A 23,481-nucleotide genomic window follows, 5' to 3' on the forward strand; every position below is an offset into this window, starting at 1 on the left:
GCTCAGAGGTCAGATTTGAGTTCCGAAGGCACCATCGTCGGCGGCCGGTTCCGGCTGGACCAGCCGATCGGCCGCGGCCGCGCCGGGATCGTGTGGCTGGCGTTCGACACGCGGCTGTTCCGCACCGTCGCGATGAAGCGGATGTACCTGCCCGTCGGCGCCGGTGACCGGGCCGAGCAGGCGCGCGCGGCCGCCATGCAGGAGGGCAAGGACGCGGCCCGGATCGAGCACGCGTCCGCCATCAAGGTGTTCGACGTGCTGCCCGAGGGCCAGGACGTCTGGCTGGTGATGGAGTACATCCCGTCGCGCAGCATGGCGACGTTCCTCGCCGAGCACGGCCGGCTCACCCCCGACCAGGCGGCGGCGCTGGGGATCCAGCTCGGGAACGCGCTCACCGCGATCCACGCGGCCGGGTTCGTGCACCGCACGCTCGAGCCGGGCACCGTGCTGCTGGCCGACGACGGCGGCGTCAAGCTCACCGACATCGGCATCAGCGGCGGCGGGCCGAGCCCGGCGTACGTGGCGCCCGAGGTGGCACGCGGCCTGCCGCCGTCGCCGCCCGCGGACGTCTTCTCCCTCGGCGCGACGCTCTACACCTCGGTGGAGGGCGTGCCGCCGTTCGGCGACGACGGGCAGTCTTCGGAGCGTCCGGCGCAGAACGCCGGTGTGCTCACCGCCGCGCTGCGCAAGATGCTGCGCGCGGACCCGACCACCCGGCCGACGATGGCGGACACGGTCCGGGCGCTGGGCGCGATCACCGAGGGCCGGGAGACGGCGTTCATCCCGCCGACCGCACCCGGGATGCCGCCACCTCCGCCCCCGCCGACGCCGCCGTTCAACCCGGCGCACACGCCCGCGGCACCGCCGCTGCCGCCGTCGGGACCGCAGTACCAGCAGCAGATCCCGCTCACCACGCCCGCACCCGGTTTTTCCTCGGCGGAGGAGACGCAGCGGATGCAGCCGGTGGCCGCGCCGGGCCAGCAGGCGACGCAGTACATCCCGCCGCCGGCTCCCCAGCCGCAGAAGGCCGCGGACGAGTGGAACCTGCCGGTGTCGAAGAAGACGCTGATCACCGTGGCCGCGATCCTCGCGGCCGTGCTGGTCGGCATCCTCGTGTCGGAACTGTTCTTCGTCTAAGCCACTTTCGCGGTCGCCGCGCGCATCGCTTCGAGCAGCGTGCGGACGGCCGGGTGCCCCCAGGCGCGCGTCGCGACGGCGGCGTGGATCGCCCGGATCGGTTCCGGGTGGCGGATCTTGCGGACGATCACGCCGGGGTGCTGCGAGCCGAGCCCGAGCTCCGGGATCAGCCCGACGCCGATGCCGGCCGCGATGAACCCCTGCGCCGTCTGGTAGTCCTCGGACTCGACGACGACGTTCGGCGCGAACCCGGCCTGCGCGCACGCGCCGAGCAAGATGTCGCGGCAGATGCCGGGCATGCCGTCGACGCCGACCCACGGCTCCTCGGCGAACTCGGTCAGGTCGAGCACGCGCTTGCGCGCCAGCGGGTGCGTCTTCGGCAGGACCGCGCGGTACGGGTCGTCGAGCAGGTGAACCAGCTCGACACCCTTGCCGGGCGGGGTCTTGCGCGGGAAGACCGTGATCGCGACGTCGGCCTCGCCCGACTCGACGTCGGCCAGCGGGTCCAGCGGTTCGACGAGCTTGAGGTCGAGGCGCACGCCGGGGTGCTCGCGGCGGACCGCGGCGATGGCGGGCGGGACCAGTGACGCGCCCGCCGTCGCGAAGTAACGGATGGTGATGCGGCCGATGCGGCCCTCCTTGAGCTCGGTCAGCGCGGCCTCGGCCTTCGCGAGCTCGGTGCTCAGCGTCTCGGCGTGCTCGGACAGCAGCGAGCCCGCCGGCGTCGGCCGGACGCCGCGCCCGACGCGTTCGAGCAGTTCGGTGCCCGCCTCGCGTTCCAGCGCGGAGAGCTGCTGGCTGATCGCGGACGGCGTGTAGCCCAGGTTGCGGGCCGCGGCGGTGATCGACCCGCTGGTGATCACGGCGCGGAGGACCTGCATGCGGCGGACGTCGAGCATGGCCCGATCGTACAGCTCGACTTAAGTGTTCCTGCAGTTATTTGCGCTTGTCCTTACGTCTCGCGGGCGCGAAGCTGGCGATGATCGTTGAAGGAGGACTGGGGTGGGCGAGACGAAGACCCTGCTCAGGATCGCCGCGCTGGCGCTGATGTGGGGCTCGAGTTTCTTCTGGATCAAGCTGGGGCTGGGGATGTTCTCGCCGGTGCAGCTGGTCCTGGCGCGGCTGGTGCTGGGCGCGGCGATGCTCCTGCTGCTGTGCAAGCTGCAGCGGGCCAAACTGCCGCGCGACCGGCGGGTGTGGGGGCACCTGACCGTCGCGGCGTTCTTCCACAACGCGCTGCCGTTCCTGCTGTTCGCGATCGGCGAGACGACGGTCGACTCGGGCATCACCGGCGTGTTGAACTCGACGACGCCGCTGTGGGTGCTGCTCGCGGCGCCGATGATGGGGACGACGTCGCGGATGACCGGGACGCGGCTGGCGGGGCTGCTCGTCGGCCTCGGCGGGATCCTGCTGATCTTCGCGCCGTGGCAGGCGTCGGGCCTGCTGAGCTGGGGCGCGCTGGCCTGCCTCGCGGCGGCGGCGAGCTACGGCTTCGCGTTCGTCTACGAGGGCAAGTACCTGTCGGGGACGGCGACGTCGCCGTACGCGCTCTCGGCCGGGCAAATGCTGCTGGCGAGCGGCTTCCTGCTGCTGGCGCTGCCGGCGGGCGGGTTCACGCCGGTGCACTTTTCGGTGGGGCCGCTGCTCGCGATGCTGGTGCTCGGCATCGGTTCGACGGGGATCGCGTTCGCGTTGAACTACCAGCTGCTGGCGAGCGAAGGCGCGGTGGCGGCCTCGGTCGTCGGGTACCTGCTGCCGGTGGTGTCGGTGCTGCTGGGCGCGGTGTTCCTGGGTGAGCAGCTCAACTTGCGGGTGATCGCGGGCATGCTGGTCGTCCTCGGCGGGGTCGCGCTGACCCGCCTCCAGAAGCCGGAGCGAGGGGTTTTGGCGGAGCCTGGTGACCAAGCGGATGGGCTTGGTGACGACACCACCGGACGCGCGCCCAGGCCTCTCGCTCCTCTGGCGGACTGAGGCTCGATCCGTAACAGCGCAGCCGACAGACCCGACATTCCGCCAGACAAAACCGGGTCGGCAGCGAGGTGCGGATGGAAACGGTACAAGCCATTGTGGTCGGCATCTTGTCCAGTGTCGTGGCCTCGGCAGTGTGGATTCTGATCGTCAGCCGCCTCACACCGAAATTGACCATCTCGCCGGAGATCGCCGAAGACCCCCAGTCACCTGTTTTCCGCATCAAAGTGATCAACCAGAGCCGCCGGGCCGCGATGGATCTCCGCTTCGATGCCCACCTCGTGACACCGATCGGCGCCAAAGGAGGGAGCATCAAGCGGCGAACTCCCCTCGAATGCGGCAACGCGCCTCTGCTGCTTCCTCGCCGCGTCCGAACGAGTGCGGACTACGACAACGCTTACCGCCTGAGGATCAAATCGGATATCCGGCAACTGCTGTCGGACAATCCGCATTCCTTCATCAGGCTTCAGATCTTCGCGCGTCATGAGGTCACGGGCATGGGAAAGATGTTCGAGCGCCGCTACTACCACCCGAGTTCCGAGATCGTGACGGGCAGCTTCGTCCACGGGAAGGAGCTGGCCGTCGCTCCCGAAGAACGTCAGACCAGGCGGCGGTCGGAGGCCCAGCGGGAGAGTTCGTAGCGGTTCGACAGCTGGGTCTTGCGCAGGACGCTCGACACGTGCGTCTCGACCGTCTTCACCGAGATGAACAGCTCCGACGCGATCTCCTTGTACGCGTACCCGCGGGCCAGCAGCCGCAGGACGTCGCGCTCGCGGGGCGTCAGCAGGTCCAGCTCGGGGTCGTTGATCGGGGCCGAACCCGGGCGGTCGGCGAACGCGTCCAGGACAAACCCGGCCAGCCGCGGGGAGAACACCGCGTCGCCGTCCGAAACCCGGACCACCGCGCGGACCAGTTCCTTCGACGAGATCGTCTTCGTGACGTAACCGCGGGCGCCGGCGCGGATGACCGCGATGACGTCCTCCGCGGCGTCCGACACCGAGAGCGCCAGGAACACGACGTCCGGCAGCTCGGGGCGGACGCGGCGCAGCACCTCGGCGCCGCCGCCGTCGGGCATGTGGACGTCGAGGAGCACGACCTGGGGCTTGGTCCGGGCGATCCCGGCCACCGCCTCGGCGACCGAGCCGGCCTCGCCGACCACGCGGACCTCGTCGGTGATCGAGTCGAGCTCGGTGCGCACGCCCGCGCGGAACAGCGCGTGGTCGTCGACGAGGAACACCTTCACCGGTTCGCGCTGGGTGTCAGTCACGGGTTCGAGCATAGCCGCCTCACGCCGCGCCCTTGCCCGCTTTGACCGGCATGGCGAGCTGGACCTCGGTGCCTTCACCCGGCGCGGTGCGCAGCTTGCAGGTGCCGCCGTGACGGGTCATGCGGCCGCGGATCGAGTCGGCGAGGCCGTGGCGGTCGCCCGGCACGACGTCCGGGTCGAAACCCTTGCCGCGGTCGCGGACGAACACCGTGACCGACGTCGGCTCGACCTCGGCGTAGACGCTGACCTCTTCGACCCCGGCGTGCTTCGCGGCGTTGACGATCGCCTCGCGCGCGGCCTGGACCAGCGCGACCAGCGACTCGTCCAGCTCGGCGTCGCCGACCACGACCTGGCCGACGGAGATCGCGAAGGTGTCCTCGACCTCGCCGCACGCCGTCGCGAGGGCTTCCGAGAGCTGACCGGTCGTCTGCGCCTCTTCGGCCTTCTCGACGGGCTTGCCGTAGCCGTTGGGGCCGTAGAGCCAGCCGCGCAGTTCGCGTTCCTGGCTGCGGGCGAGGCGCGCGACCTCGCGCGGCTGCTCGCTCTGCTTCTGGATCAGCGCCAGCGTCTGCAGCACCGAGTCGTGCAGGTGCGCGGCGATTTCGGCGCGTTCGTCGGTGCGGATGCGGGCCTTGCGCTCGTCGGACAGGTCGCGGACGAGGCGCAGCCAGAACGGGATGGTCAGGACGGCAACGCCGATCAGCGTCGCGATGACGGCGATCAGCGCGAACTGGACCTGGTCGAGGCTGCCGCTGCGGAGCACGACGACGCCGATGCCGGTGATCACCAGCGCGACCCCGGCAACGATCCGGATCGCGGCCGACCAGCCGCCCCCGCCGAGGAAGGCGCCCGCGAAGCCGTCCTTGGCGCCGACCCGCCAGCGGCGGCGCTGCGACTCGTCGGCCTCGCGCCAGACGACGGCGAGACCGATCATCGCGACGGCGAGCGGCACGGCGACCCAGCCGCTGATGAAGCCGGTGAGCGTCCCGCTGGCCACGGCGAGGCCGACCCCGAGCGCGATCAGGCCGAACGCCTGCTGGCGTTCCTTCGAGGTGGGGGCTTTCGCGGTTTCTTCGGTCTGCTGCTGGACGAACACCCAGAGCAGGCCGTACGCGAGCAGGCCGGCGCCGTTGAGGGCGGCCAGCAGCGCGAACCCCGTGCGCACCCAGACGACGGGCACACCGAGGTGGTCGGCAAGACCACCGGCGACGCCGGCGATCGCCCGCCCGGACCGGCGCCGGAACATCTTCGGCGAGGGCGGGACGGTGACGGCCTGCGTCACCGTCTCGGGGGCGACAACCTGGTCGAGGGACTCCTGCACGCCGTCCATGGTCACACGCACAGGCGTGGGGTTCCATCGGGGAAACCCCTGATCCGGTGGATCGGCGCCCGTCCGGCCGTGGCTGTTCCTCCGCGCTGCCGATGACGATCGGCGCGACCGGGTGGCTTTTGGAGCCCTGAGGGTGCCCCTCACGACTTATCTGGTGGGCGTCCATTCCGCTGAGACCGCCGAGGAGTAACCGGGGACGCAAGGAATGTCGTGAGGGGCACCTTCAGGGACTTAGGAGCCCTGAGGGTGCCCCTCACGACCTGTCCGGTGGGCGTCCGTTTCGCTGGGACAGCCGGGGACACGAGAACCGCCGTGAGGGGCACCCTCAGGGACCCAGGAGCCCTGAAGGTGCCCCTCACGACCTGTCCGGTGGGCGTCCGTTCCGCTGGGACCGCCGAAGGGGGCCGGGGGACGGCGACCACGGAGACAGCCGGCGCGGGCCACGACGCGGCCGACCCCGATCACCGGGCTCTGTTTCGTGTAACTGCTCCCCATGGTCTGGCGTCCCCTGGAACCCTCTCCGGGGAGAATCAGGGTCCTTCCCGGATGTCTCCGGGATCGCCGTCGCGCATGCTTTGGCCTATGAGTGGTGCGAGTGAGACACGGGCACCGAAGCCGGGTCCGTTGAACGGCTTCGAGGAGACCGTCAAGGACTTTTGGGGGAGCCGGCCCCGGCGGCCGCACGGTGGGCGGAAGGTCGCCGGGGTGGCCGCGGCCATCGGGAACCGGTACGGGCTTGATCCCGTCGTGGTGCGGGTGGCGCTTGTCGTCGCGACGATCTTCGGCGGCTTCGGGGTGACCTTCTACCTGCTGGGGTGGCTGTTCCTGCCCGGCGAGAGCGACGACGTCTCCGGCTTCGAGGGCCTGATCGGGCGGGGCCGCTCGTCGGTATCGCCCGCGTTCGCCGTGGTGCTGTCGATCCTGACCGTCGTGAGCGTCGGGGGGAGCTTCAGCGGCTCCTGGTTCGACGGCGGCGGCCTGATCAGCTTCGCGCTGCTCGGCATCGCGCTCTACCTGCTGCACCGCAGCCGCGGTCACGAGAACCGCCCGGCCCCGGTCACCCCGCGGTCGCAGTACACGGCCTTCACCGGGAACGGAGCCTTCACCATGACCGACACCGCGACCGCCGAGGCGAAGTCGCCGGCGTCCCCGCAGGGTTGGGACCCCCTCGCCGCCGACCCGGCCGGCTGGGACCTGCCCGACGCACCGTCCTATCAGGAACCGCCGCCGCCCGTGCCGCCCAAGGCGTTCAAGGCGCCCGAGCCGCGTCACCGCTCGAAGGTCGGCTCGGCGACGTTCGGCCTGGCCGTCGTGACCGCCGGAGCCGGCGTGCTCGCGAACCTCAACGGCGTGTCCTGGTTCTCCGCGCAGCACATCATCGGGCTCGTGCTCGGTGTGGTCGGGATCGGCCTGGTCACCGGCGCGTTCGTCCGTGGCGGCCGTGGCCTGATCGGGCTCGCGGTGCCGCTGGCGATCGTCGGGATGATCCTGACGACGGTGCCGTTCCAGAACTTCGACTTCCGCGGCGGCGCCGGCGACCTCGACCTGACGCCCGCCGCGGCGACCGACGTCAAGCCGCTCTACCAGCACGCGGCGGGCGACATCGACCTCGACCTGACCAAGATGCCGGTCGGTGCGCCGATCACCACGAACGTGGTCAACGGCGCCGGCAACTCGACGATCACCGTGCCGGACACGGCGGACGTCACCTTCGACTGCCGTACCGGCGCCGGTACGGCGGAGTGCTTCAACCGGTCGACGGACGGCATCAGCCAGGACGCGCTGACCGGGACGGACTACGGCACCGACGGCGTCGGCGGCCAGAAGATCACCCTGCACGTGTCGAACACTGTGGGCGACGTGGAGGTGCGCCGTGGCTGACCAGAACCCTTACGCCTACGACAATCCGGTAGAGGCCCCGCCCGCGCGGCGCGGCGTGGACTTCTTCACCCTGATCGTCGGGGTCGCGACCCTGCTGATCTCCGCCTACGTCCTCTCGGACGGCGCGAGCTGGCTGCCGCACTTCGACTTCCGCTGGGTGATCGCGGGCGGCGCGGTGTTCGTGGGGCTGATGCTCCTGGGCGCGTCGTTCGGCGGCAAACGCCGACGCTGAACCGAATATCGCCACTCACTCTCGAGGCCCCGGATCCCACGCCGGGGCCTCGAGTCCGTCTAAAGCCTTACTCCCACTCGATGGTGCCCGGCGGCTTGGACGTCACGTCCAGGACCACCCGGTTGACCTCCGCCACCTCGTTGGTGATGCGGGTGGAAATGCGCTCCAGGACCTCGTAGGGCAGGCGGGTCCAGTCCGCCGTCATCGCGTCCTCGGACGACACCGGGCGCAGCACGATCGGGTGGCCGTACGTGCGGCCGTCACCCTGGACGCCGACGCTGCGGACGTCCGCCAGCAGCACCACCGGGCACTGCCAGATCTCGTGGTCCAGCCCGGCCGCCGTCAGCTCCTCGCGGGCGATCAGGTCGGCCGCGCGCAGGGTCTCGAGGCGCTCGGCATTGACCGCGCCGATGATGCGGATGCCCAGGCCGGGGCCGGGGAACGGCTGGCGCTGCACGATCGTCTCGGGCAGGCCCAGCTCGGTGCCGACCTTGCGGACCTCGTCCTTGAACAGCAGCCGCAGCGGCTCGACCAGCTCGAACTGCAGGTCGTCCGGCAGGCCGCCGACGTTGTGGTGGCTCTTGATGTTGGCCGCGCCCTCGCCGCCGCCGGACTCGACGACGTCCGGGTAGAGCGTGCCCTGGACCAGGAAGCGGTAGTCGCCCTCGGCCTTGAGGTCGCGCTCGGCCTGCTCGAACACGCGGATGAACTCGCGGCCGATGATCTTGCGCTTCTGCTCCGGGTCGGTGACGTCGGCGAGTGCGTCGAGGAAGCGGTCGCGCGCGTCGACGGTGACGAGGTTGACGCCGGTGGCGGCGACGAAGTCGCGCTCCACCTGGGTGCGCTCCCCCGCCCGCAACAGGCCGTGGTCGACGAACACGCAGGTCAGCCTGTCGCCGATGGCGCGCTGCACGAGCGCGGCCGCGACGGCGGAGTCGACACCGCCGGACAGGCCGCAGATCGCCCGGCCGTCGCCGACCTGCTCGGTGATCCGCTGGACCTGCTCCTCGACGATCGACGACGTCGTCCACTGCGGCTTGATGCCCGCGATGTCGTGCAGGAAGCGGCGCAGCACCTCCTGGCCGTGCGGCGAGTGCGCGACCTCCGGGTGGTACTGGACGCCGGCGAAGCGGCGCTCGACGTCTTCGAAGCCGGCGACCACGGCGCCGTCGGAGGACGCGGTGACGACCGAACCCTCGGGGGCCTTGGTGACGCTGTCGTTGTGGCTCATCCAGGCGGGCTGGGTCGCGGGCAGGCCGGCGTGCAGGACACCGCCGTCACCGCTGATGCGGACCTCGGTGCGGCCGAACTCGCGGACCCCGGTCGGCTCGACGACGCCGCCGAGCGCGCTGGCCAGCAGCTGGTGGCCGTAGCAGATGCCGAAGATCGGCACGCCCGCTTCGGTGAGCTTCGGGTCCATGCCCGGGGCGCCTTCGGCGTACACGCTCGAGGGGCCGCCGGACAGGATGATCGCCGCGGGGTTCTTCGCGAGGATCTCGTCGACGGACGCGCTGTGCGGCACGACCTCCGAGTAGATCTGGGCCTCGCGGACGCGCCGGGCGATCAGCTGCGCGTACTGCGCCCCGAAGTCCACGACGAGAACCGGACCGGTGGGGTTGGGCACCTGACGACCTCCTGGCAGCGGCGGGATTCCCCTCCATCGTCCCAGGTGGGCCCGGTCACCCGGGTCCCGGCCCCGGTTGCGAACGAGGACAGCAGCTGTCCGCGAGAGGTTCTACGGTCTGCGGTATGGCTGTGAACTGGACGAAGGAACTGACCGACCAGCTCGACTTCCACTGGAAGGTGCACACGCGCCCGAAGCTCGAGGGGCTCACCGACGACGAGTACTTCTGGGAGCCGGTCGCGGGCTGCTGGACCGTGCGCGAACGCAAGTCGGACGACGAACCCGGCACCGGGCCGTTCACCATCGACTTCGCCTTCCCCGAGCCGACCCCGCCGCCGGTCACGACGATCGCCTGGCGCCTCAACCACGTCCTGGTCGGCGTCCTGGGCATGCGGATCGCCTCGCACTTCGACGGCCCGCCCATGACGTACGACGACTACCCGTACCCGGGTACGGCGGCCGAGGTGCTGAAGCAGCTGGACGAGTTCTACGCGCGGTGGATCGAAGGGGTGCGTTCCCTCGGCGAGGACGGCCTGGCGCGGCCGTGCGGCCCGGCGGAAGGCCCGTACGCGAAGGAGTCGATGGCGACGCTGGTGCTGCACATCAGCCGGGAGATGATCCACCACTGCGCCGAGGTCCTGCTGCTGCGCGACCTCTACCGCAACCGGCCGCTGTAACGCCGAGTCACGATCTTCCCGACTCAACGGGAGTGGCCCGTTCGCGGCCACCTGCCGCCGAGGGGGACGCGCATGCTCTACCGACTCCGGCCGCCAAGTCGCCTGACCTGGTGTGACGTGCCCGGGTACGCGGTCTGCCGCGCCGACGACCAGCCACCGCCCGACTGGGAACGGCTGTCGTGGCTGCCCGCCGAAACGCGCGCGTTCAGCAACGACCTGCTGCGGATCGCCGTGCGCTACGGCGTGCGTTCGGGGCTCGGCATCGTCCTCGACGCCCGGCACACCGTGGACCTGGGCCGCGCCGACGAGCTGCGCTGCGACCTGATCGCGGCCGCCCACGCCCGGACGGGCGCCGGCGCGCGGGTGGCCGTCGAGGCCGACGTCCGGGACTGGGAACGGACCGAGGCGGCGGCCCGCGCGGCCGAGCAGGACCTCGCGGAGCTGCTCGCGGTGCCGGTGCAGGCGCACCTCGTCGAGCACTGGCACCGGCTCGGCGGCCACCTCACCCGCCCTTGACGTCACTTTCGCCGTGAAAGTGATCCGGTGTCACGACCTCCGGATGTGGGGCACGAGTGGGTGATGGGAGCAGCAGGTAGCCCAGCACCATGCCCAGCAGGCCGGGCAGGCCGTGGTTGTCGTGGAAAACCGTGTCGACCACGGCCAGTACCGGCACCGCGAACGCCATCACCCGGAACTGCAGGGGCAGCTCGACGCCGTAGCGGCGCGACGCCACGATCACCAGCGTCGCCAGGGCGCCGATCAGGCCGGTCACGCACATCGAGTTGCCCGCGCCGACCGGGTTGAGCCAGACGTAGCTCATGAACTGGCCGAACCAGCCGCAGACGAAGTACAGGACCAGCCAGCGCCCACGGCCGAAAACGCGCTCGGCGAGCGTGCCGAACACCGCCAGCCAGAGCAGGTTCGAGACCAGGCCGAACCCCCAGCCGTCCTGGAAGAACATGCCCGTCACCAGGCGGTACCACTGGCCGTCGTTGATGCGGGCCGCGTCGCGGACCACCGCGTCGTACAGCGGCGGGTGCACCAGCTGCGCGATGCCGCACGCCAGCGTCACCAGGAACACCACGGCCGTGACGAGCGGGAACCGTGGTCCGGTCGCGAGGGCCCCGAACGGGGTGCGGGATGCGGTGCGCGTGGTCATGGACGAAAATCTAGGCGCGACAACGTGGCCGCACCCCCGACGTTTGTCACGTTTCCCCAGGAAAGGCCCTTGCATGCGAGCGACAGTCATCTACGGCGCCGGCGACGTGCGGGTGGAGACCGTGCCCGACCCGAAGCTGGTCGAGCCGACGGACGTCATCCTGCGGGTCGTGCGGTCCTGCATCTGCGGGAGCGACCTCTGGCCGTACGCCGACATGGAGCCGCGCGAGCACGGCCGCCGGATCGGGCACGAGTTCCTCGGGATCGTCGAGGAGACCGGCGCCGACGTCACGACCGTCAAGAAGGGCGACCTCGCCGTCGCGCCGTTCGTCTGGTCCGACAACACCTGCGAGTTCTGCCGCGAAGGCCTCCAGACGTCCTGCCTGCACGGCGGCGGCTGGGGCGCGAAGGGCGTCGACGGCGGCCAGGGTGAGGCCGTGCGCGTGCCGCAGGCCGACGGCACCCTGGTCAAGCTCCCGCACACCGAGGACGAGGCGCTGCTCGCGTCGATGCTCACGCTGTCGGACGTCTTCTCCACCGGGCACCACGCCGCGGTGAAGGCCCGCGTGAGCGAGGGCCAGAACGTCACGGTCATCGGTGACGGCGCCGTCGGCCTCTCCGCCGTCCTCGCCGCGAAGCGCCTCGGCGCCGACCGGATCGTCCTCATGGGACGCCACCAGGCCCGCACCGACCTCGGCCGCGAGTTCGGCGCGACCGACGTCGTCGCCGAGCGCGGTGACGAAGGCATCGAAAAGGTCCGCGAGCTGACCGGCGGACGCGGGACGCACGCCGTGCTCGAGTGCGTCGGCACCAAGGGTGCCTTCGAGATGGGCATCGGGGTCGTGCGTGCGGGCGGCGCGATCAGCCGCGTCGGCCTGCCGCAGTACGAAGAGGGCCCGGTCGGCGTGGGTGTGTTCCGCCGCAACGTCACCGTCACCGGCGGCGTCGCGCCGGCCCGGCACTACATCCCCGAGCTGCTGCCCGACGTCCTCGACGGCAAGTACCAGCCCGGCAAGGTCTTCGACCGGACCATCGACGTCGAAGGCGTCCCGGACGGCTACCGCGCCATGGCCGGGCGCGAGGCGCTGAAGGTGCTCATCAAGCCGTGACCCGTCCGGGTGGGGGTCCCACGCCGGACTCCCCACCCGGATTACGTTGGTACGCATGGACATGATCACCCCCGAGCCGCGCCCCGCCTGGATCGCCGGACGCCCCGAGCAGGGCGCCACCACCCTCGTGGTGCACCACCCGTACGACGGCAGCGAGGTCGCCACGGTCGCGGTGCCCGGGCCGGACCAGGTCGAACGCGCGGTCGCCGCCGCCGTGTCCGTCGCCAAGGAGTTCCGCCGCACGCCCGCGCACGTCCGGGCCGGTGCGCTCGAGCACGTCTCGCGCGTGCTCGCCGCCCGCGCCGACGAGATCGCCGAGGTGATCACGGCGGAGAACGGCAAGCCGCTCAAGTGGGCCGAGGCCGAGGTCAACCGCGCGGTGTCGGTGTTCCGCATCGCCGCCGAGGAGGCCCGCCGGTTCACCGGCGAGGTCCAGCGCCTCGACACGGACCCCGCGGGCGAGGCGCGGCTGGCGCTGACCCGCCGGGTCCCGCGCGGGCCGGTGCTCGGCATCGCGCCGTTCAACTTCCCGCTCAACCTGGTGGCGCACAAGGTCGCGCCGTCGCTCGCGATCGGCGCGCCGATCATCGTCAAGCCCGCGCCGCGGACGCCGCTCTCGTCGCTGGTCCTCGGCGAGATCCTGGCCGAGACGGACCTGCCCGAAGGCGCGTTTTCCGTGCTGCCGCTGGGGAACGAGGAGACTCAGGCGCTCGTCGCCGACCCGCGGCTGCCGGTCGTGTCGTTCACCGGGTCCGGCCCGGTCGGCTGGTCGCTGAAGGACGCCGCGCCGCGCAAGCACGTCGTGCTGGAGCTCGGCGGCAACGCGGCGGCCGTCGTGCTGCGCGACTGGCCGGACCCCGAAGGCGCCGCGCACCGCATCGCGACCTTCGGCAACTACCAGGCCGGGCAGTCCTGCATCGCCGTCCAGCGCGTGATCGTGGACGCCGCGATCGCCGGCGAGTTCGTCCCCGAGCTGCTGGAGGCCGTGCAGTCGCAGCGGACCGGCGACCCGTACGACCGCAACACCGACGTCGGCCCGGTCGTCGACGAGGCCGCCGCCGAGCGGATCGTCGCGTGGGTCGACGAAGCCGTCGCGGCGGGCGCGAAGCTGCTCACCGGCGGCACGCGCGAGGGCGCGACGGTCGCGCCGACCCTGCTCACCGACGTCCCGCCGGACACGAAGGCGTGGTCGGAGGAGATCTTCGGCCCGGTGCTCGCGGTGTCCGTTGTGGACGGTGTCGACGAGGCTTTCCGGTCGGTCAACGAATCCGCGTACGGCCTGCAGGCCGGCGTCTTCACCACCGACGTCCAGCTGGCCTTCCACGCGTCGGCGGAGCTGGAGGTCGGCGGCGTGATCATCGGCGACGTCCCGTCCTACCGCGCCGACCAGATGCCCTACGGCGGGGTGAAGGGCTCCGGCGTCGGCCGCGAAGGGGTGCTCGCCGCGATGCACGACCTCACCGAGGAGCGCGTCACGGTGTTCACCGGCATCGACCTCTGATCAGATCTGGACGCTCTGCCCGAACCGGAAGACGTTGAAGGGGTCGTACTTCTTCCCGACGTCCTGCAGTCGCTTGGCGTTGTCGCCGTAGTAGGCGGTCTTCCAGTCGGGCAGGCCCGGGTCGATGTAGTTGACGTACCCGCCGCCGGCCCCGGCCGCGGCGAGACCGGCGACGACCTCGCCCACGGACTGGCTCACCTTCGCCTGGTTCTTCGCCGTCGCCTGGGCGTAGATCTGCACGCTGGCCAGCGCGTCACGGTGCCAGAACGCCGTGGCGTCCTTGGCCGGCTCGCCGACCTTGCCGCCGAGGCCGTCGATGAGCAGGTCGGTGCCCGTGCGGCCCTCGGCCAGCGCGACGACCTTCGCGGCGTCGACCGGCGCCGTGATGATCCGCGACGACCCGAGGAACGACTGGCGGTCCGAGCTGCCCTCGAAGTACTTCATGGCACCGAGGTAGTCGAGGCTGCGCACGGTGCGCTGCGTCGGCCGCGCGCCGGCGTTGGTGGTCAGGTTGTTCAGCAGCGTGTTCAGCGCGGGCGCGTTGCCGACGTAACAACCACCGACCCGGCACTGGACCGGTGAACCGCCCGACAGGACCAGGTTCGCCCACAGCTCCGGTGGCATCGCGGGGATCCACTGCTGCCACGCGTTGAGCACGTTCGCCGCCGAACCGGCCGGGAAGTGCAGGGAGAACACCGTCAGGTTCGGCGCCGGGTCGGTGTCGAAGGTGAACTCGGTGACGATGCCGAAGTTGCCGCCACCGCCGCCGCGCAGCGCCCAGAACAGGTCCGGCTCGGAGGTCGCGGACGCCGTCACCAGCTTGCCCTCGGCCGTGACGACCTGCGCGGAGCTCAGGTGGTCACACGTCAGGCCGTACTTGCGGGCCAGCACGCCGATGCCGCCGCCGAGGGTGAGCCCGGCGATGCCGACGGTCGGGCAGGACCCGGCGGGCAGCGCGCGCCCGGCCGCCCCGAGCGCGGCGTAGACGTCCTTCAGCTTCGCGCCGGCGCCGATCACGGCCTTGCTGCCCTGGACGTCCACCTTCTTCAGCCCGGACAGGTCGATGACCACACCGCCGTCGGGCACGGAGTACCCGGCGTAGCTGTGCCCGCCGCTGCGCGCGGCGAGGCTCAGTCGCCCGGCGATGGCCTGGACGCAGGCCTGCACGTCCTCGGGCGTCGCCGCCTGCGCCACGGCGACGGGGTTGCGGCTGTCGAAGAGCGGGTTGAACCCGTGCTTGGCGACGTCGTAGGAGTCGCTGCCCGGCCGGAGCAGGCCGCCGCTCAGGCGGGTGCGCAGATCGTCCCAGTTCGGCGGCCCGGTCGGCGGTCTGCTGGTGGGGACCTCGGACGTCGGCGCGCTGGACGGCGCGGTCGAGCTCACCGGCACCGGGCTGCCGTTGTTCGAGCAGGCGGCCGCGACGGCGCCGGCCGCCGACACACCCGCGATCCGGAGGAACGCCCTGCGGTCGAGGTCCATACGGGGGTGGACGTGCGGCCGTCCGGCGGGTTGCCCGGTCACCGGGCCGGCCTGCTCACGTTGTCCACATCGGACTCCTCGCTGCCGGGGACGCCCAGTCTAGGTCCGCGGGCCGACATCAACATCTCGGGCGGGCCCATGACCTACACGGCGGACGGCGGCACGGCGTTCAGGACCAGGCGGGAATCCGGGGCACGGCACCGTCCAGAGCGGACCCGTCGGACCGGCCGCTGAGCCAGGCCAGCAGTTCACCGCAGGTCCCCGTGACGGTCGCGCCGGGCGTGGCACCCATCGTCCACTCGTACCCGCCGCCGGCCAGCCGCAGCGAGGGCAGGTGCGCGCCGCGGGAGGTGATCGCGTGCTGGACGACGTCCTCGGCGAGCGGGCCGAGCAGCCCAAGGACGTCGTCGAGGGAGTGCCCGAGACCGAGATCGGCGAGGTGGATGGTCAGCTCGGACAGCCGCATCCGCGCGACGACGGTCCCGGTCACGGGCCCGCCCTGCCGGTTGCGGGCCTCACGCGCCCAGGCCTCGTCCGGCATGGCGGCGGCGTACTGCTCGAACCGCCCGGCGGACGCGACGAAGTCGCCGAGGATCTCGGCGACCCCGTGCTGCGCGCCGGCCTCGATGTCTTCGTCACGTGCCTCGGCGCTGACGTACATCGGCGTCTCGACACCGGTGTTCGCCCAGGTCAGCAGATTGCGCAGACCATCGGCATTGCGCGCGATGTGCGCGAAGACGTGGGCCCGGCTCCAGCCGGGCAGCGCACTGGGCGCGCGCAGCTCGGGCTCACCGAGCCCCCCGGCCACACGGGCCCATTCGTCGTCGAGCTTCCGTACGCCGTCGAGCAGTGCGTGAGCCTTCTCGGATGCCGTCACGGCCCCGAGTCTAGGAGGAACGGGACGAGCTGCGTGAGCGCGAATTCCGCTCGTTCGACGAGCACGGAGGTCGAACTGGTTGCGGCCGTCGACGAATGCGATACTGCGGTCAATGGAATGAACGCGTTCTTCCGTTGAAGTCGGTGCGGGGCCGACCGAGGCCAACCCCGCACCTGGTGTGCCATACAGGCTGGTCAGCTGCCGACGAAGCCACTAACTTCGTGAACCAGCAGCGCCAGTGCCATCAGGGGCGGGGTGCTGGACAGCGCCGCGCCCCTGATCACCACCAGAAGCCTGTACGTGCCGCTGCACTTCCTGCAGCGCGTCCCTCTTCGGGGCATGTCTTCCTCCGCTTGCGCGTCGAGGGTGCTTCGGGCGCCACGTGGCTTTCGAAGGCCCCAGCGGATCGCGCTGAGGCGCTTCCGAGGTCGACCGCAGAACTGTAGCCGCCCACAGCGAGCCACAGCTGAGCGACACCTGATCCACATCTGTTACGGGGACTACCGCTTGCGCTGCGGTTCGCCCGAGACCCAAGGGCCTCTGACCCGCTGGTCAGGGCCGACTTCGCGTTCGCCACTCATACGGGGGTGGTGTCCACAAACCCTGACGGGTTAGCAACTCCGCAGTGCAGCAGATGCTGTCGCTGTGACGACCGGAATCCTCAGCGCAGGCCAACCCGGGCTCGCGAACCTACGAAGACCGCCGCAGCGCCGCCGGGGCCTCCGCGGGGACCGCCGGGTTCTTCGGCGCCACCGGCTCCAACCGCGCATACCCCGAGTTCTGCGCCGGACGCGCGTCCGGCTCGCCCTTGTTGGGCCAGAACGAGAACGCCCGTTCGGCCTGGGCGGTGATCGTCAGGGAGGGGTTCACGCCCAGGTTCGCCGTGATCGCCGCGCCGTCGACCACCGACAGGCCCGGGTAGCCGAAGACGCGGTGGTACGGGTCGATCACGCCCTCGTCCGCCGTGGCGCCGATCGGGACGCCGCCGATGAAGTGGGCCGTCAGCGGGATGTCGAAGATCTCGCCCCACGTGCCGCCCGCGAGGCCGCCGATGCGGTCGGCCGTGCGCTCGTTCGCCTCGTGGCCCGCCGGGATGAAGCTCGGGTTCGGCTCGCCGTGGCCCTGCTTCGACGTGTACTTGCGGCGGCCGAACAGCCCGCGCTTGGTGTACGTCGTGATCGAGTTGTCGAGGCTCTGCATCACCAGCAGGATCACCGTGCGCTCGCTCCAGCGGTAGCCGTTGAGCAGCTTCGCCGTCTGGAGCGGGTGCTTGACCATGAACGACACAGCTTGCCGCCAGCGCGGCACCGGCGAGGCGCCGTCGGTGGCGATGGTCTGCAGCAGGCTCATCGCGTTGCTGCCCTTGCCGTAGCGGACCGGCTCGATGTGGGTGTTCTCGTCCGGGTGGATCGACGACGTGATCGCGACGCCGCGGCTGAAGTTGCGGCTCTCGTCGACGTCGGTGCGCGCGGCGCCGATGATCGCCTCGGAGTTCGTCCGGGTCAGCTCGCCGAGCCGGCGCGAAAGCGCGGGCAGCGTGCCGGTGTCCTTCATCTTGTGCAGCAGGTTCTGCGTGCCCCAGGTCCCCGCGGCGAAGACGACCTTCTCGGCCGTGATCGTCGTCCGGAACCGGCGGGACGTCGTGCCGGTCTTCTTCAGGTCGACCTCGTAACCACCCGCGACCGGCCGGACCGAGGTGACCGTCGTCAGCGGGATGACCTGCGCGCCGTCCTGCTCGGCGAGGTAGAGGTAGTTCTTGACCAGCGTGTTCTTCGCGCCGACGCGGCAGCCGGTCATGCAGGCGCCGCACTCGGTGCAGCCGGTGCGCGCGGGCCCGGCACCGCCGAAGAACGGGTCCGCCGCCTTCTCGGCGGGCTTGCCGAAGTAGACGCCGACGGGGGTCGGGTGGAACGAGTCGCCGACGCCCATGTCCTTCGCGACGTCGCGCATCACGACGTCCGACGGCGTGATGGTCGGGTTCGTGACGACCCCGAGCATCCGGCTGGCCTGGTCGTAGTGCGGCGCGAGCTCGGACTCCCAGTCGGTGATGTGCGACCACTGCTTGTCCGCGTAGAACGGCTTCAGCGGCCGGTAGAGCGTGTTCGCGTAGACGAGCGACCCGCCGCCGACACCGGCGCCCGCGAGCACCATGACGTCGTTGAGCATGTGGATGCGCTGGATCCCGTAGCAGCCGACCTGCGGCGCCCAGAGGTAGCGCTTGAGGTCCCAGGACGTCTTCGCGAACTCGTCGTCGGCGAACCTGCGCCCGGCCTCGACGACGGCTACGCGGTAGCCCTTCTCGGTGAGCCGCAGCGCCGCGACGCTGCCGCCGAACCCCGATCCGACCACGACGACGTCGTAGTCGAAACCATCTGCGCTGGTGGTGGTGTTACTGGCAGTCACACCTTGAGCGTAACCCCGGGTCCGCTTCCTGACCAGAGGTAAGTTACTGGCCAGTCACCCGTCTGCACGATTCTCGGAAAGTGATTGTGGGTATACAAAGAGTAGCTCGATGTTCACGTCGGCGAGACCCGTCGGCGGGACACGATTCCCCGGGAGGGACCACGATGGGCCCCCAGCAGCTCACCGGATGGCGCAAGTCGAGCCACAGTCACTTCGAAGAGAACGCCTGCGTGGAGATCGGTTCCGCGCCGGGCGCCGTCGGGGTACGGGACACCAAACAGGCGGCACTCGGTGCCGCCCGCCCGGTGCTCGTCTACTCGCCGGACGCCTTCGCCGCGTTCCTCGCGCACGTCACCGGCGGACGGTGAGCCCCACCCGCTGGAACTCCTTCAAGTCCGAGTAACCCGTCTTCGCCATCGCGCGGCGCAGGGCGCCGAAGAGGTTCACCACGCCCTCCGCGTCGGACGACGGCCCGAACAGCAGGGTCTTGAGGTCGACGGCGTAGTCCGGCCCGGCCGCCACGCGCGAGCGCGGCAGCGACGGGTGGGCCGCGGCCGCCGTCCAGTACAGGCCCTGACCGGGCGCGTCCGACGCGGCGGCCAGTGGTGAGCCGAGCATCACGGCGTCCGCACCGCACGCGATGGCCTTCGCGATGTCACCCGACGTCGTCATGCCGCCGTCCGCCAGCACGTGCACGTAGCGGCCGCCGGTCTCGTCGAGGTAGTCGCGGCGGGCGGCCGCGGCGTCGATGACGGCCGTGGCCATCGGGACGCCGATGCCGAGCACGCGGTCGGTGCTCGTCACGCCCGGGGTGTACCCGTGGCCGACGATGACGCCGGCCGCGCCGGTGCGCATCAGGTGCATCGCCGTGCGGTAGTCGCTGACGCCGCCGGCGATCACCGGCACGTCGAGGCGGCCGATGAAGTCCTTGAGGTTCAGCGGCTCGGCGTCGCGCTGCACGTGCTCGGCGGAGATGATCGTGCCCTGCACGACGAGGATCTCGACGCCGGCCGCGATCAGGTCCGGGGTCAGCTCGGCGGCGTGCTGCGGGCTGACGCGCGCGGCCACCGTGACGCCGGACTCGCGGACCGTCTTGATCGCCTCGGTCAGCAGGTCGAGCCGGATCGGCGCGGCGTGCAGCTCCTGCAGCACGCGGCCGACCGCGGTCGGGTCCTCGACGTCCTCGGCCGCGCGGACCAGCTGGAAGATCGCGTCCTCGACGTTCGGGTGCCGGGCCCAGAGGCCTTCGGCGTTGAGCACGCCCAGGCCGCCGAGCTCGCCGACGGCGACCGCGGTGCCGGGCGAGACGATCGCGTCCGTCGGGTGGGTGACCAGCGGCAGGTCGAAGCGGTAGGCGTCGATCTGCCACGAGGTGGACACCACCGACGACGACCGGGTCCGCCGTGAGGGCACGATCTCGACGTCGTCGAGGTCATACGCCCGCCGCGCGGTGCGGCCCATCCCGATCTCGACCAGGTCCCGCACGTGAAGCCTCCTCCGACGACGACAATCTGCCGTGCCCCATTGTCGCTAGTCCGCGTGGGTGACCCGCGCACGGGGGTTAGAACAGCGGCAACACGGGCAGTGCGCCGGCCCCGAGCCCGGCCACCACGCTCGCCGCCGCCAGGATCGGGCGCTTCGCTTCCGTGCACGAGCCGAGCGCGCCGAGCAGCAGTCCGCCGCCGAGCAACGCCGCCCAGAAGGCGCCGATGTCGTTCGAGTAGACGGCGGTCCGCAGGCCGCGGACCTTGATGGCCTGGACGTCCCGCCCGACGTCGGAGATCTCCACCCGGAGCCACGTCCCCTCCGGCTGGCCGAGGTGCCGGTCCCGGCCCCAGACGTCGAAGCTCTCCCCCGACGCCGTGCGGAGGACGAGGTGGCGCTGCTGGTCCTCGTTCGCGCCCGGCTCGGTGCTGAACGGCGACCGCAGGGGGTCCGCCGTCACGACGACGGCTTCTTCCCAGCCGGCCGGACCGATCGACTGGAGCAGCCAGAACGTCCCGACGGTCAGCGTGGCTCCGGCGAAGACAGCCAGCACCGGTGCGACGTCCACGGCTTACACCCGGACGAACACGGCGACGGGCGACAGCGTGGCCCCCAGGGCCAGCGCGAGCCAGGTCGCCAACGGTGGATAGAGGTTGAGCCGGACCGCGCCGAAGTACACCGCGCCGAGCGCCAGCAGCGACGCGACGATCAGCAGCACCGGCCGGATCACCCCGGCCCGCAGGTCGAGCACGCCGCCGCCGGCCCGCAGGTAGGCGATGGTGCCGTCCGCGGTCGAGACGTCGAGCGCGACCGGCTGGCCCGGCGGCAGGTCGAGGCCGGACCCGACCGTCGTGAGGCTGTAGTGCCGGCCGTCGACCGCGTCGATGCCGATGGTGTGCCGCACGGCGCCGTCGTCCCCGCCGACCGGGAGCTCACCCTGCTCGTGGGACACCACGTGCCCGTCGACGCGGTAGGTGGGCGCGTCCCGGCCGGCGAGCACCTGGCACATGAGGCAGACCACGCCGCCGAGGAACAGCGAGACGAGCGCGACAGCCGTGAAGAACACCCTGCGGAGCACGCGCGTGAAGCGGCCGACCGTCATGGCGTCCAGTGCACACTACGGTGGCCACGGAAGGCGATAGCCCAGTTACCGTAAGCACCCTGGGTAACGGAGGTTCAGCCGAAGAGGCCCACGGCCGAGGCCGAACGGGGGCAATCGGCCTCGAACCACCCGCGATCTTGTAATCAGGGCAGGTCGCGAGCGGTGGCGCGGGCCACCGCTCGCGATCGGCGGCTCAGCGGGTCGTGTAGTTCGGAGCCTCGACGGTCATCGTGACGTCGTGCGGGTGGCTCTCCTTGAGGCCGGCCGCCGTGATCCGGACCAGCTGCGCGTCCTGCAGTTGCGCGATCGTCTCGGCGCCCGCGTAACCCATGCCCGCGCGCAGGCCGCCGACCAGCTGGTGCACCACGTTGGCGAGCGGGCCGCGGAACGGGATCCGGCCCTCGATGCCCTCCGGGACCAGCTTGTCCTCGTTGAGCACGTCGTCCTGGGCGTAGCGGTCCTTGGAGTACGACTTGGCCTCGCCGCGCGACTGCATGGCACCCAGCGAGCCCATGCCGCGGTAGACCTTGAACTGCTTGCCGTTGACGAGGATCAGGTCGCCGGGCGCCTCCGCCGTGCCGGCCAGCAGGCTGCCGAGCATCACCGTGGACGCGCCGGCCGCGATGGCCTTGGCGATGTCGCCGGAGTACTGGATGCCGCCGTCGCCGATCACCGGGATGCCCGCCGGGCGGGCGGCCTGGTCGGCCTCGTAGATCGCCGAGATCTGCGGGACGCCGACACCCGCGACGATCCGGGTGGTGCAGATCGAGCCCGGGCCGACACCGACCTTGATGCCGTCCGCCCCCGCGTCGACCAGGGCCTGCGCGCCCGCGCGGGTCGCGACGTTGCCGCCGACGATGTCGACGGCGTCGCCCAGCTCCTTCTTCAGCAGCGAGACGGTGTCGACGACCGCGCGGGAGTGCCCGTGCGCGGTGTCGACCATCAGGACGTCGACGCCCGCGTCGGCCAGGGCCATCGCGCGCTTGTGGCCGTCCGGGCCGACGCCGACCGCGGCGCCGACGATCAGCCGGCCGTCCGGGTCCTTCGTGGCCCTCGGGTACTGCTCGGTCTTCACGAAGTCCTTGACCGTGATCAGGCCGCGCAGCTTGCCCGCGCCGTCGACGATCGGCAGCTTCTCGATCTTGTGGCGGCGCAGCAGGCCGAGCGCGGCGTCCGCCGAGACGCCGACCTGCGCGGTGATCAGCGGCGCCTTGGTCATGACCTCGGACACCGGGCGGCTGTGGTCGACCTCGAACCGCATGTCGCGGTTGGTGATGATGCCCACGAGCGTGCCGGACGCGTCGGCCACCGGCACACCGGAGATGCGGAACTTCGCGCACAGGGCGTCGACCTCGGCCAGCGTCGCGTCGGGCGAGCAGGTGACCGGGTCGGTGACCATGCCGGCCTCGGACCGCTTGACCACCTCGACGGCGGCGGCCTGCTCGTCGATCGGGAGGTTGCGCTGGAGCACGCCGATGCCGCCCTGGCGGGCCATGGCGATCGCCATCCGCGCCTCGGTGACGGTGTCCATCGCCGCGGACACCAGCGGGACCCCGAGCGTGATGTTCCGGGTCAGCCGGGTGCCGGTGTCGACCGTGCTGGGGACGACGTCCGATTCCGCCGGCAGCAGCAGCACGTCATCGAAGGTCAGGCCGAGCATGGCGAACTTGGCCGGAACGGGGGCGGTGATGCCGTCGCTGGTCATAGCGGGTGAAGGGCCTTCCTGGCGCGGGGTGAGCGGCGTCGCCGGGGCGACTCGGAGCCTTCCCCTCATGATATCCGGGCCCGGCCCCCGCCCCGGGTGGTGGGCGAGCCGCGAGGACCGACCGGTAGCGTGCAGGCCGTGGCGCATGACGTTCTGCCTCCGGACCCGTTCGCGGACGACCCGGACGACCCGGCCCGCGCGTTCCTCGACAACGAGGAACGGCTGGACGAGCCGATCAGCGACCAGGAACGCACCGAGCTGCTGGCCGATCTCTCGGATCTGGCCGTCTACCAGGCGCTTCTCGAGCCTCGCGGGGTCCGCGGGATCGTCGTGGACTGCGGCGAGTGCGACGAACCGCACTACCACGACTGGCACCTGCTGCGGGCCAGCCTGGAGCAGCTGCTGGCCGACGGGCGGATGCGCCCGCACGAGCCCGCCTACGACCCGAACCCCGGCGACTACGTCAGCTGGGACTACTGCCGCGGCTTCGCGGACGGCGTGACGGCGAACGAAAGCGCGTACTGAGCGCTCCCGACCGAACAAAAG

23 protein-coding genes are annotated in these 23,481 nt (G+C 71.3%); 11 read left to right on the forward strand and 12 right to left on the reverse strand.

Annotated features, from left to right (window positions below; translation table 11 throughout):
• The first annotated feature begins 15 nt into the window (after positions 1 to 15).
• Positions 16 to 1,137 carry a serine/threonine-protein kinase gene (locus tag ACIOD2_RS17135; RefSeq protein WP_400538862.1) on the forward strand — a complete coding sequence of 374 codons (1,122 nt, stop codon included), beginning with the start codon at positions 16 to 18 and terminating at the stop codon, positions 1,135 to 1,137.
• Here the strand turns inward: ACIOD2_RS17135 and ACIOD2_RS17140 are convergent.
• On the reverse strand, positions 1,134 to 2,036 hold the full coding sequence (locus ACIOD2_RS17140; protein ID WP_400538864.1) for a LysR family transcriptional regulator: 903 nt from the start codon (positions 2,034 to 2,036) through the stop codon (positions 1,134 to 1,136). The two genes, ACIOD2_RS17135 and ACIOD2_RS17140, sit on opposite strands and share 4 nt — an antisense overlap.
• Before the next feature lie 103 nt (positions 2,037 to 2,139).
• Between ACIOD2_RS17140 and ACIOD2_RS17145 the strand changes: the two genes are divergently transcribed.
• Both ACIOD2_RS17145 and ACIOD2_RS17150 read left to right on the forward strand, forming a co-directional pair.
• Positions 2,140 to 3,108, forward strand: a complete 969-nt coding sequence (locus ACIOD2_RS17145) for a DMT family transporter (protein ID WP_400538866.1) — start codon at positions 2,140 to 2,142, stop codon at positions 3,106 to 3,108.
• A 74-nt stretch (positions 3,109 to 3,182) separates the two neighbouring features.
• Complete coding sequence (locus ACIOD2_RS17150) at positions 3,183 to 3,746, forward strand: hypothetical protein (protein ID WP_400538868.1); 564 nt, start codon at positions 3,183 to 3,185, stop codon at positions 3,744 to 3,746.
• On the opposite strand, the gene ACIOD2_RS17155 is transcribed toward ACIOD2_RS17150, so the two are convergent.
• Positions 3,704 to 4,384 carry a response regulator gene (locus tag ACIOD2_RS17155; RefSeq protein WP_392764187.1) on the reverse strand — a complete coding sequence of 227 codons (681 nt, stop codon included), beginning with the start codon at positions 4,382 to 4,384 and terminating at the stop codon, positions 3,704 to 3,706. The genes ACIOD2_RS17150 and ACIOD2_RS17155 overlap by 43 nt on opposite strands.
• A 7-nt stretch (positions 4,385 to 4,391) precedes the next feature.
• Entirely contained in the window at positions 4,392 to 5,708 is a 1,317-nt protein-coding gene (locus tag ACIOD2_RS17160; RefSeq protein WP_400540374.1) for a PspC domain-containing protein, read from the reverse strand.
• A gap of 576 nt (positions 5,709 to 6,284) precedes the next feature.
• Between ACIOD2_RS17160 and ACIOD2_RS17165 the strand changes: the two genes are divergently transcribed.
• Both ACIOD2_RS17165 and ACIOD2_RS17170 read left to right on the forward strand, forming a co-directional pair.
• Positions 6,285 to 7,583: a PspC domain-containing protein gene (locus tag ACIOD2_RS17165; RefSeq protein WP_400538870.1), complete on the forward strand. Its 1,299-nt coding sequence runs from the start codon at positions 6,285 to 6,287 to the stop codon at positions 7,581 to 7,583.
• A complete protein-coding gene (locus ACIOD2_RS17170; RefSeq protein ID WP_400538872.1) occupies positions 7,576 to 7,815 on the forward strand; it encodes a hypothetical protein in 240 nt (79 codons plus the stop codon). Before ACIOD2_RS17165 ends, ACIOD2_RS17170 begins: the two co-directional genes overlap by 8 nt.
• 67 nt (positions 7,816 to 7,882) lie before the next feature.
• Here ACIOD2_RS17170 and guaA read toward each other — a convergent pair whose 3' ends face one another.
• A complete protein-coding gene (guaA, locus tag ACIOD2_RS17175) occupies positions 7,883 to 9,439 on the reverse strand; it encodes a glutamine-hydrolyzing GMP synthase (protein WP_400538874.1) in 1,557 nt (518 codons plus the stop codon).
• Positions 9,440 to 9,564: 125 nt separating this feature from the next.
• On the opposite strand from guaA, the gene ACIOD2_RS17180 reads away from it, so the two are divergent.
• Entirely contained in the window at positions 9,565 to 10,116 is a 552-nt protein-coding gene (locus ACIOD2_RS17180) for a DinB family protein (protein ID WP_400538876.1), read from the forward strand.
• A gap of 72 nt (positions 10,117 to 10,188) precedes the next feature.
• Positions 10,189 to 10,632: a hypothetical protein gene (locus ACIOD2_RS17185; protein ID WP_400538878.1), complete on the forward strand. Its 444-nt coding sequence runs from the start codon at positions 10,189 to 10,191 to the stop codon at positions 10,630 to 10,632.
• On the opposite strand, the gene ACIOD2_RS17190 is transcribed toward ACIOD2_RS17185, so the two are convergent.
• Positions 10,619 to 11,275, reverse strand: a complete 657-nt coding sequence (locus ACIOD2_RS17190) for a rhomboid family intramembrane serine protease (RefSeq protein ID WP_400538880.1) — start codon at positions 11,273 to 11,275, stop codon at positions 10,619 to 10,621. The two genes, ACIOD2_RS17185 and ACIOD2_RS17190, sit on opposite strands and share 14 nt — an antisense overlap.
• A gap of 73 nt (positions 11,276 to 11,348) precedes the next feature.
• Between ACIOD2_RS17190 and ACIOD2_RS17195 the strand changes: the two genes are divergently transcribed.
• Positions 11,349 to 12,383 (forward strand): zinc-dependent alcohol dehydrogenase family protein, encoded by a 1,035-nt coding sequence (locus ACIOD2_RS17195; protein WP_400538882.1) that lies wholly within the window; start codon positions 11,349 to 11,351, stop codon positions 12,381 to 12,383.
• A 55-nt stretch (positions 12,384 to 12,438) separates the two neighbouring features.
• Positions 12,439 to 13,884, forward strand: coding sequence for an aldehyde dehydrogenase family protein (locus ACIOD2_RS17200; protein ID WP_400538884.1), 1,446 nt, complete (start codon positions 12,439 to 12,441; stop codon positions 13,882 to 13,884).
• Here the strand turns inward: ACIOD2_RS17200 and ACIOD2_RS17205 are convergent, their stop codons facing one another.
• From ACIOD2_RS17205 to ACIOD2_RS17215, 3 genes are all read right to left on the reverse strand, one after another.
• Positions 13,885 to 15,363 carry an FAD-dependent oxidoreductase gene (locus ACIOD2_RS17205; protein ID WP_400540376.1) on the reverse strand — a complete coding sequence of 493 codons (1,479 nt, stop codon included), beginning with the start codon at positions 15,361 to 15,363 and terminating at the stop codon, positions 13,885 to 13,887.
• Between the two features lie 169 nt (positions 15,364 to 15,532).
• The gene (locus ACIOD2_RS17210; RefSeq protein WP_400538886.1) at positions 15,533 to 16,240 is read right to left on the reverse strand and encodes a maleylpyruvate isomerase N-terminal domain-containing protein; all 708 of its coding nucleotides are present in this window, start codon (positions 16,238 to 16,240) and stop codon (positions 15,533 to 15,535) included.
• Positions 16,241 to 16,930: 690 nt separating this feature from the next.
• The gene (locus ACIOD2_RS17215) at positions 16,931 to 18,643 is read right to left on the reverse strand and encodes a GMC family oxidoreductase N-terminal domain-containing protein (protein WP_400538888.1); all 1,713 of its coding nucleotides are present in this window, start codon (positions 18,641 to 18,643) and stop codon (positions 16,931 to 16,933) included.
• 164 nt (positions 18,644 to 18,807) lie between these two features.
• Here ACIOD2_RS17215 and ACIOD2_RS17220 point away from each other — a divergent pair, with 164 nt between their 5' ends.
• A complete protein-coding gene (locus ACIOD2_RS17220) occupies positions 18,808 to 19,011 on the forward strand; it encodes a DUF397 domain-containing protein (protein ID WP_400538890.1) in 204 nt (67 codons plus the stop codon).
• Here the strand turns inward: ACIOD2_RS17220 and ACIOD2_RS17225 are convergent.
• The 4 genes from ACIOD2_RS17225 to guaB form a co-directional block, all read right to left on the reverse strand.
• Positions 18,995 to 20,128 carry a GuaB3 family IMP dehydrogenase-related protein gene (locus ACIOD2_RS17225; RefSeq protein WP_323329588.1) on the reverse strand — a complete coding sequence of 378 codons (1,134 nt, stop codon included), beginning with the start codon at positions 20,126 to 20,128 and terminating at the stop codon, positions 18,995 to 18,997. The two genes, ACIOD2_RS17220 and ACIOD2_RS17225, sit on opposite strands and share 17 nt — an antisense overlap.
• Positions 20,129 to 20,204: 76 nt before the next feature.
• Positions 20,205 to 20,696, reverse strand: coding sequence for a hypothetical protein (locus ACIOD2_RS17230; RefSeq protein WP_400538892.1), 492 nt, complete (start codon positions 20,694 to 20,696; stop codon positions 20,205 to 20,207).
• A gap of 3 nt (positions 20,697 to 20,699) precedes the next feature.
• Positions 20,700 to 21,230: a hypothetical protein gene (locus ACIOD2_RS17235; protein WP_400538894.1), complete on the reverse strand. Its 531-nt coding sequence runs from the start codon at positions 21,228 to 21,230 to the stop codon at positions 20,700 to 20,702.
• Positions 21,231 to 21,423: 193 nt separating this feature from the next.
• Positions 21,424 to 22,935 (reverse strand): IMP dehydrogenase, encoded by a 1,512-nt coding sequence (guaB, locus tag ACIOD2_RS17240; protein ID WP_400538896.1) that lies wholly within the window; start codon positions 22,933 to 22,935, stop codon positions 21,424 to 21,426.
• Positions 22,936 to 23,064: 129 nt separating this feature from the next.
• On the opposite strand from guaB, the gene ACIOD2_RS17245 reads away from it, so the two are divergent.
• Positions 23,065 to 23,460: a DUF5319 domain-containing protein gene (locus ACIOD2_RS17245; protein WP_247060636.1), complete on the forward strand. Its 396-nt coding sequence runs from the start codon at positions 23,065 to 23,067 to the stop codon at positions 23,458 to 23,460.
• Positions 23,461 to 23,481 lie beyond the last annotated feature (21 nt).

Source organism: Amycolatopsis sp. NPDC088138, assembly GCF_044741685.1.
Taxonomy (GTDB): domain Bacteria; phylum Actinomycetota; class Actinomycetes; order Mycobacteriales; family Pseudonocardiaceae; genus Amycolatopsis.

Excerpts from the sequence above, each read along its gene's own strand:
- ACIOD2_RS17140 (WP_400538864.1), bottom strand. The coding sequence starts at position 2,036 with ATGCTCGACGTCCGCCGCATGCAGGTCCTCCGCGCCGTGATCACCAGC.
- ACIOD2_RS17150 (WP_400538868.1), top strand. The coding sequence starts at position 3,183 with ATGGAAACGGTACAAGCCATTGTGGTCGGCATCTTGTCCAGTGTCGTG.
- ACIOD2_RS17155 (WP_392764187.1), bottom strand. The coding sequence starts at position 4,384 with ATGCTCGAACCCGTGACTGACACCCAGCGCGAACCGGTGAAGGTGTTC.
- ACIOD2_RS17165 (WP_400538870.1), top strand. The coding sequence starts at position 6,285 with ATGAGTGGTGCGAGTGAGACACGGGCACCGAAGCCGGGTCCGTTGAAC.
- ACIOD2_RS17180 (WP_400538876.1), top strand. The coding sequence starts at position 9,565 with ATGGCTGTGAACTGGACGAAGGAACTGACCGACCAGCTCGACTTCCAC.
- ACIOD2_RS17185 (WP_400538878.1), top strand. The coding sequence starts at position 10,189 with ATGCTCTACCGACTCCGGCCGCCAAGTCGCCTGACCTGGTGTGACGTG.
- ACIOD2_RS17190 (WP_400538880.1), bottom strand. The coding sequence starts at position 11,275 with ATGACCACGCGCACCGCATCCCGCACCCCGTTCGGGGCCCTCGCGACC.
- ACIOD2_RS17195 (WP_400538882.1), top strand. The coding sequence starts at position 11,349 with ATGCGAGCGACAGTCATCTACGGCGCCGGCGACGTGCGGGTGGAGACC.
- ACIOD2_RS17200 (WP_400538884.1), top strand. The coding sequence starts at position 12,439 with ATGGACATGATCACCCCCGAGCCGCGCCCCGCCTGGATCGCCGGACGC.
- ACIOD2_RS17205 (WP_400540376.1), bottom strand. The coding sequence starts at position 15,363 with ATGGACCTCGACCGCAGGGCGTTCCTCCGGATCGCGGGTGTGTCGGCG.
- ACIOD2_RS17220 (WP_400538890.1), top strand. The coding sequence starts at position 18,808 with ATGGGCCCCCAGCAGCTCACCGGATGGCGCAAGTCGAGCCACAGTCAC.
- ACIOD2_RS17235 (WP_400538894.1), bottom strand. The coding sequence starts at position 21,230 with ATGACGGTCGGCCGCTTCACGCGCGTGCTCCGCAGGGTGTTCTTCACG.
- guaB (WP_400538896.1), bottom strand. The coding sequence starts at position 22,935 with ATGACCAGCGACGGCATCACCGCCCCCGTTCCGGCCAAGTTCGCCATG.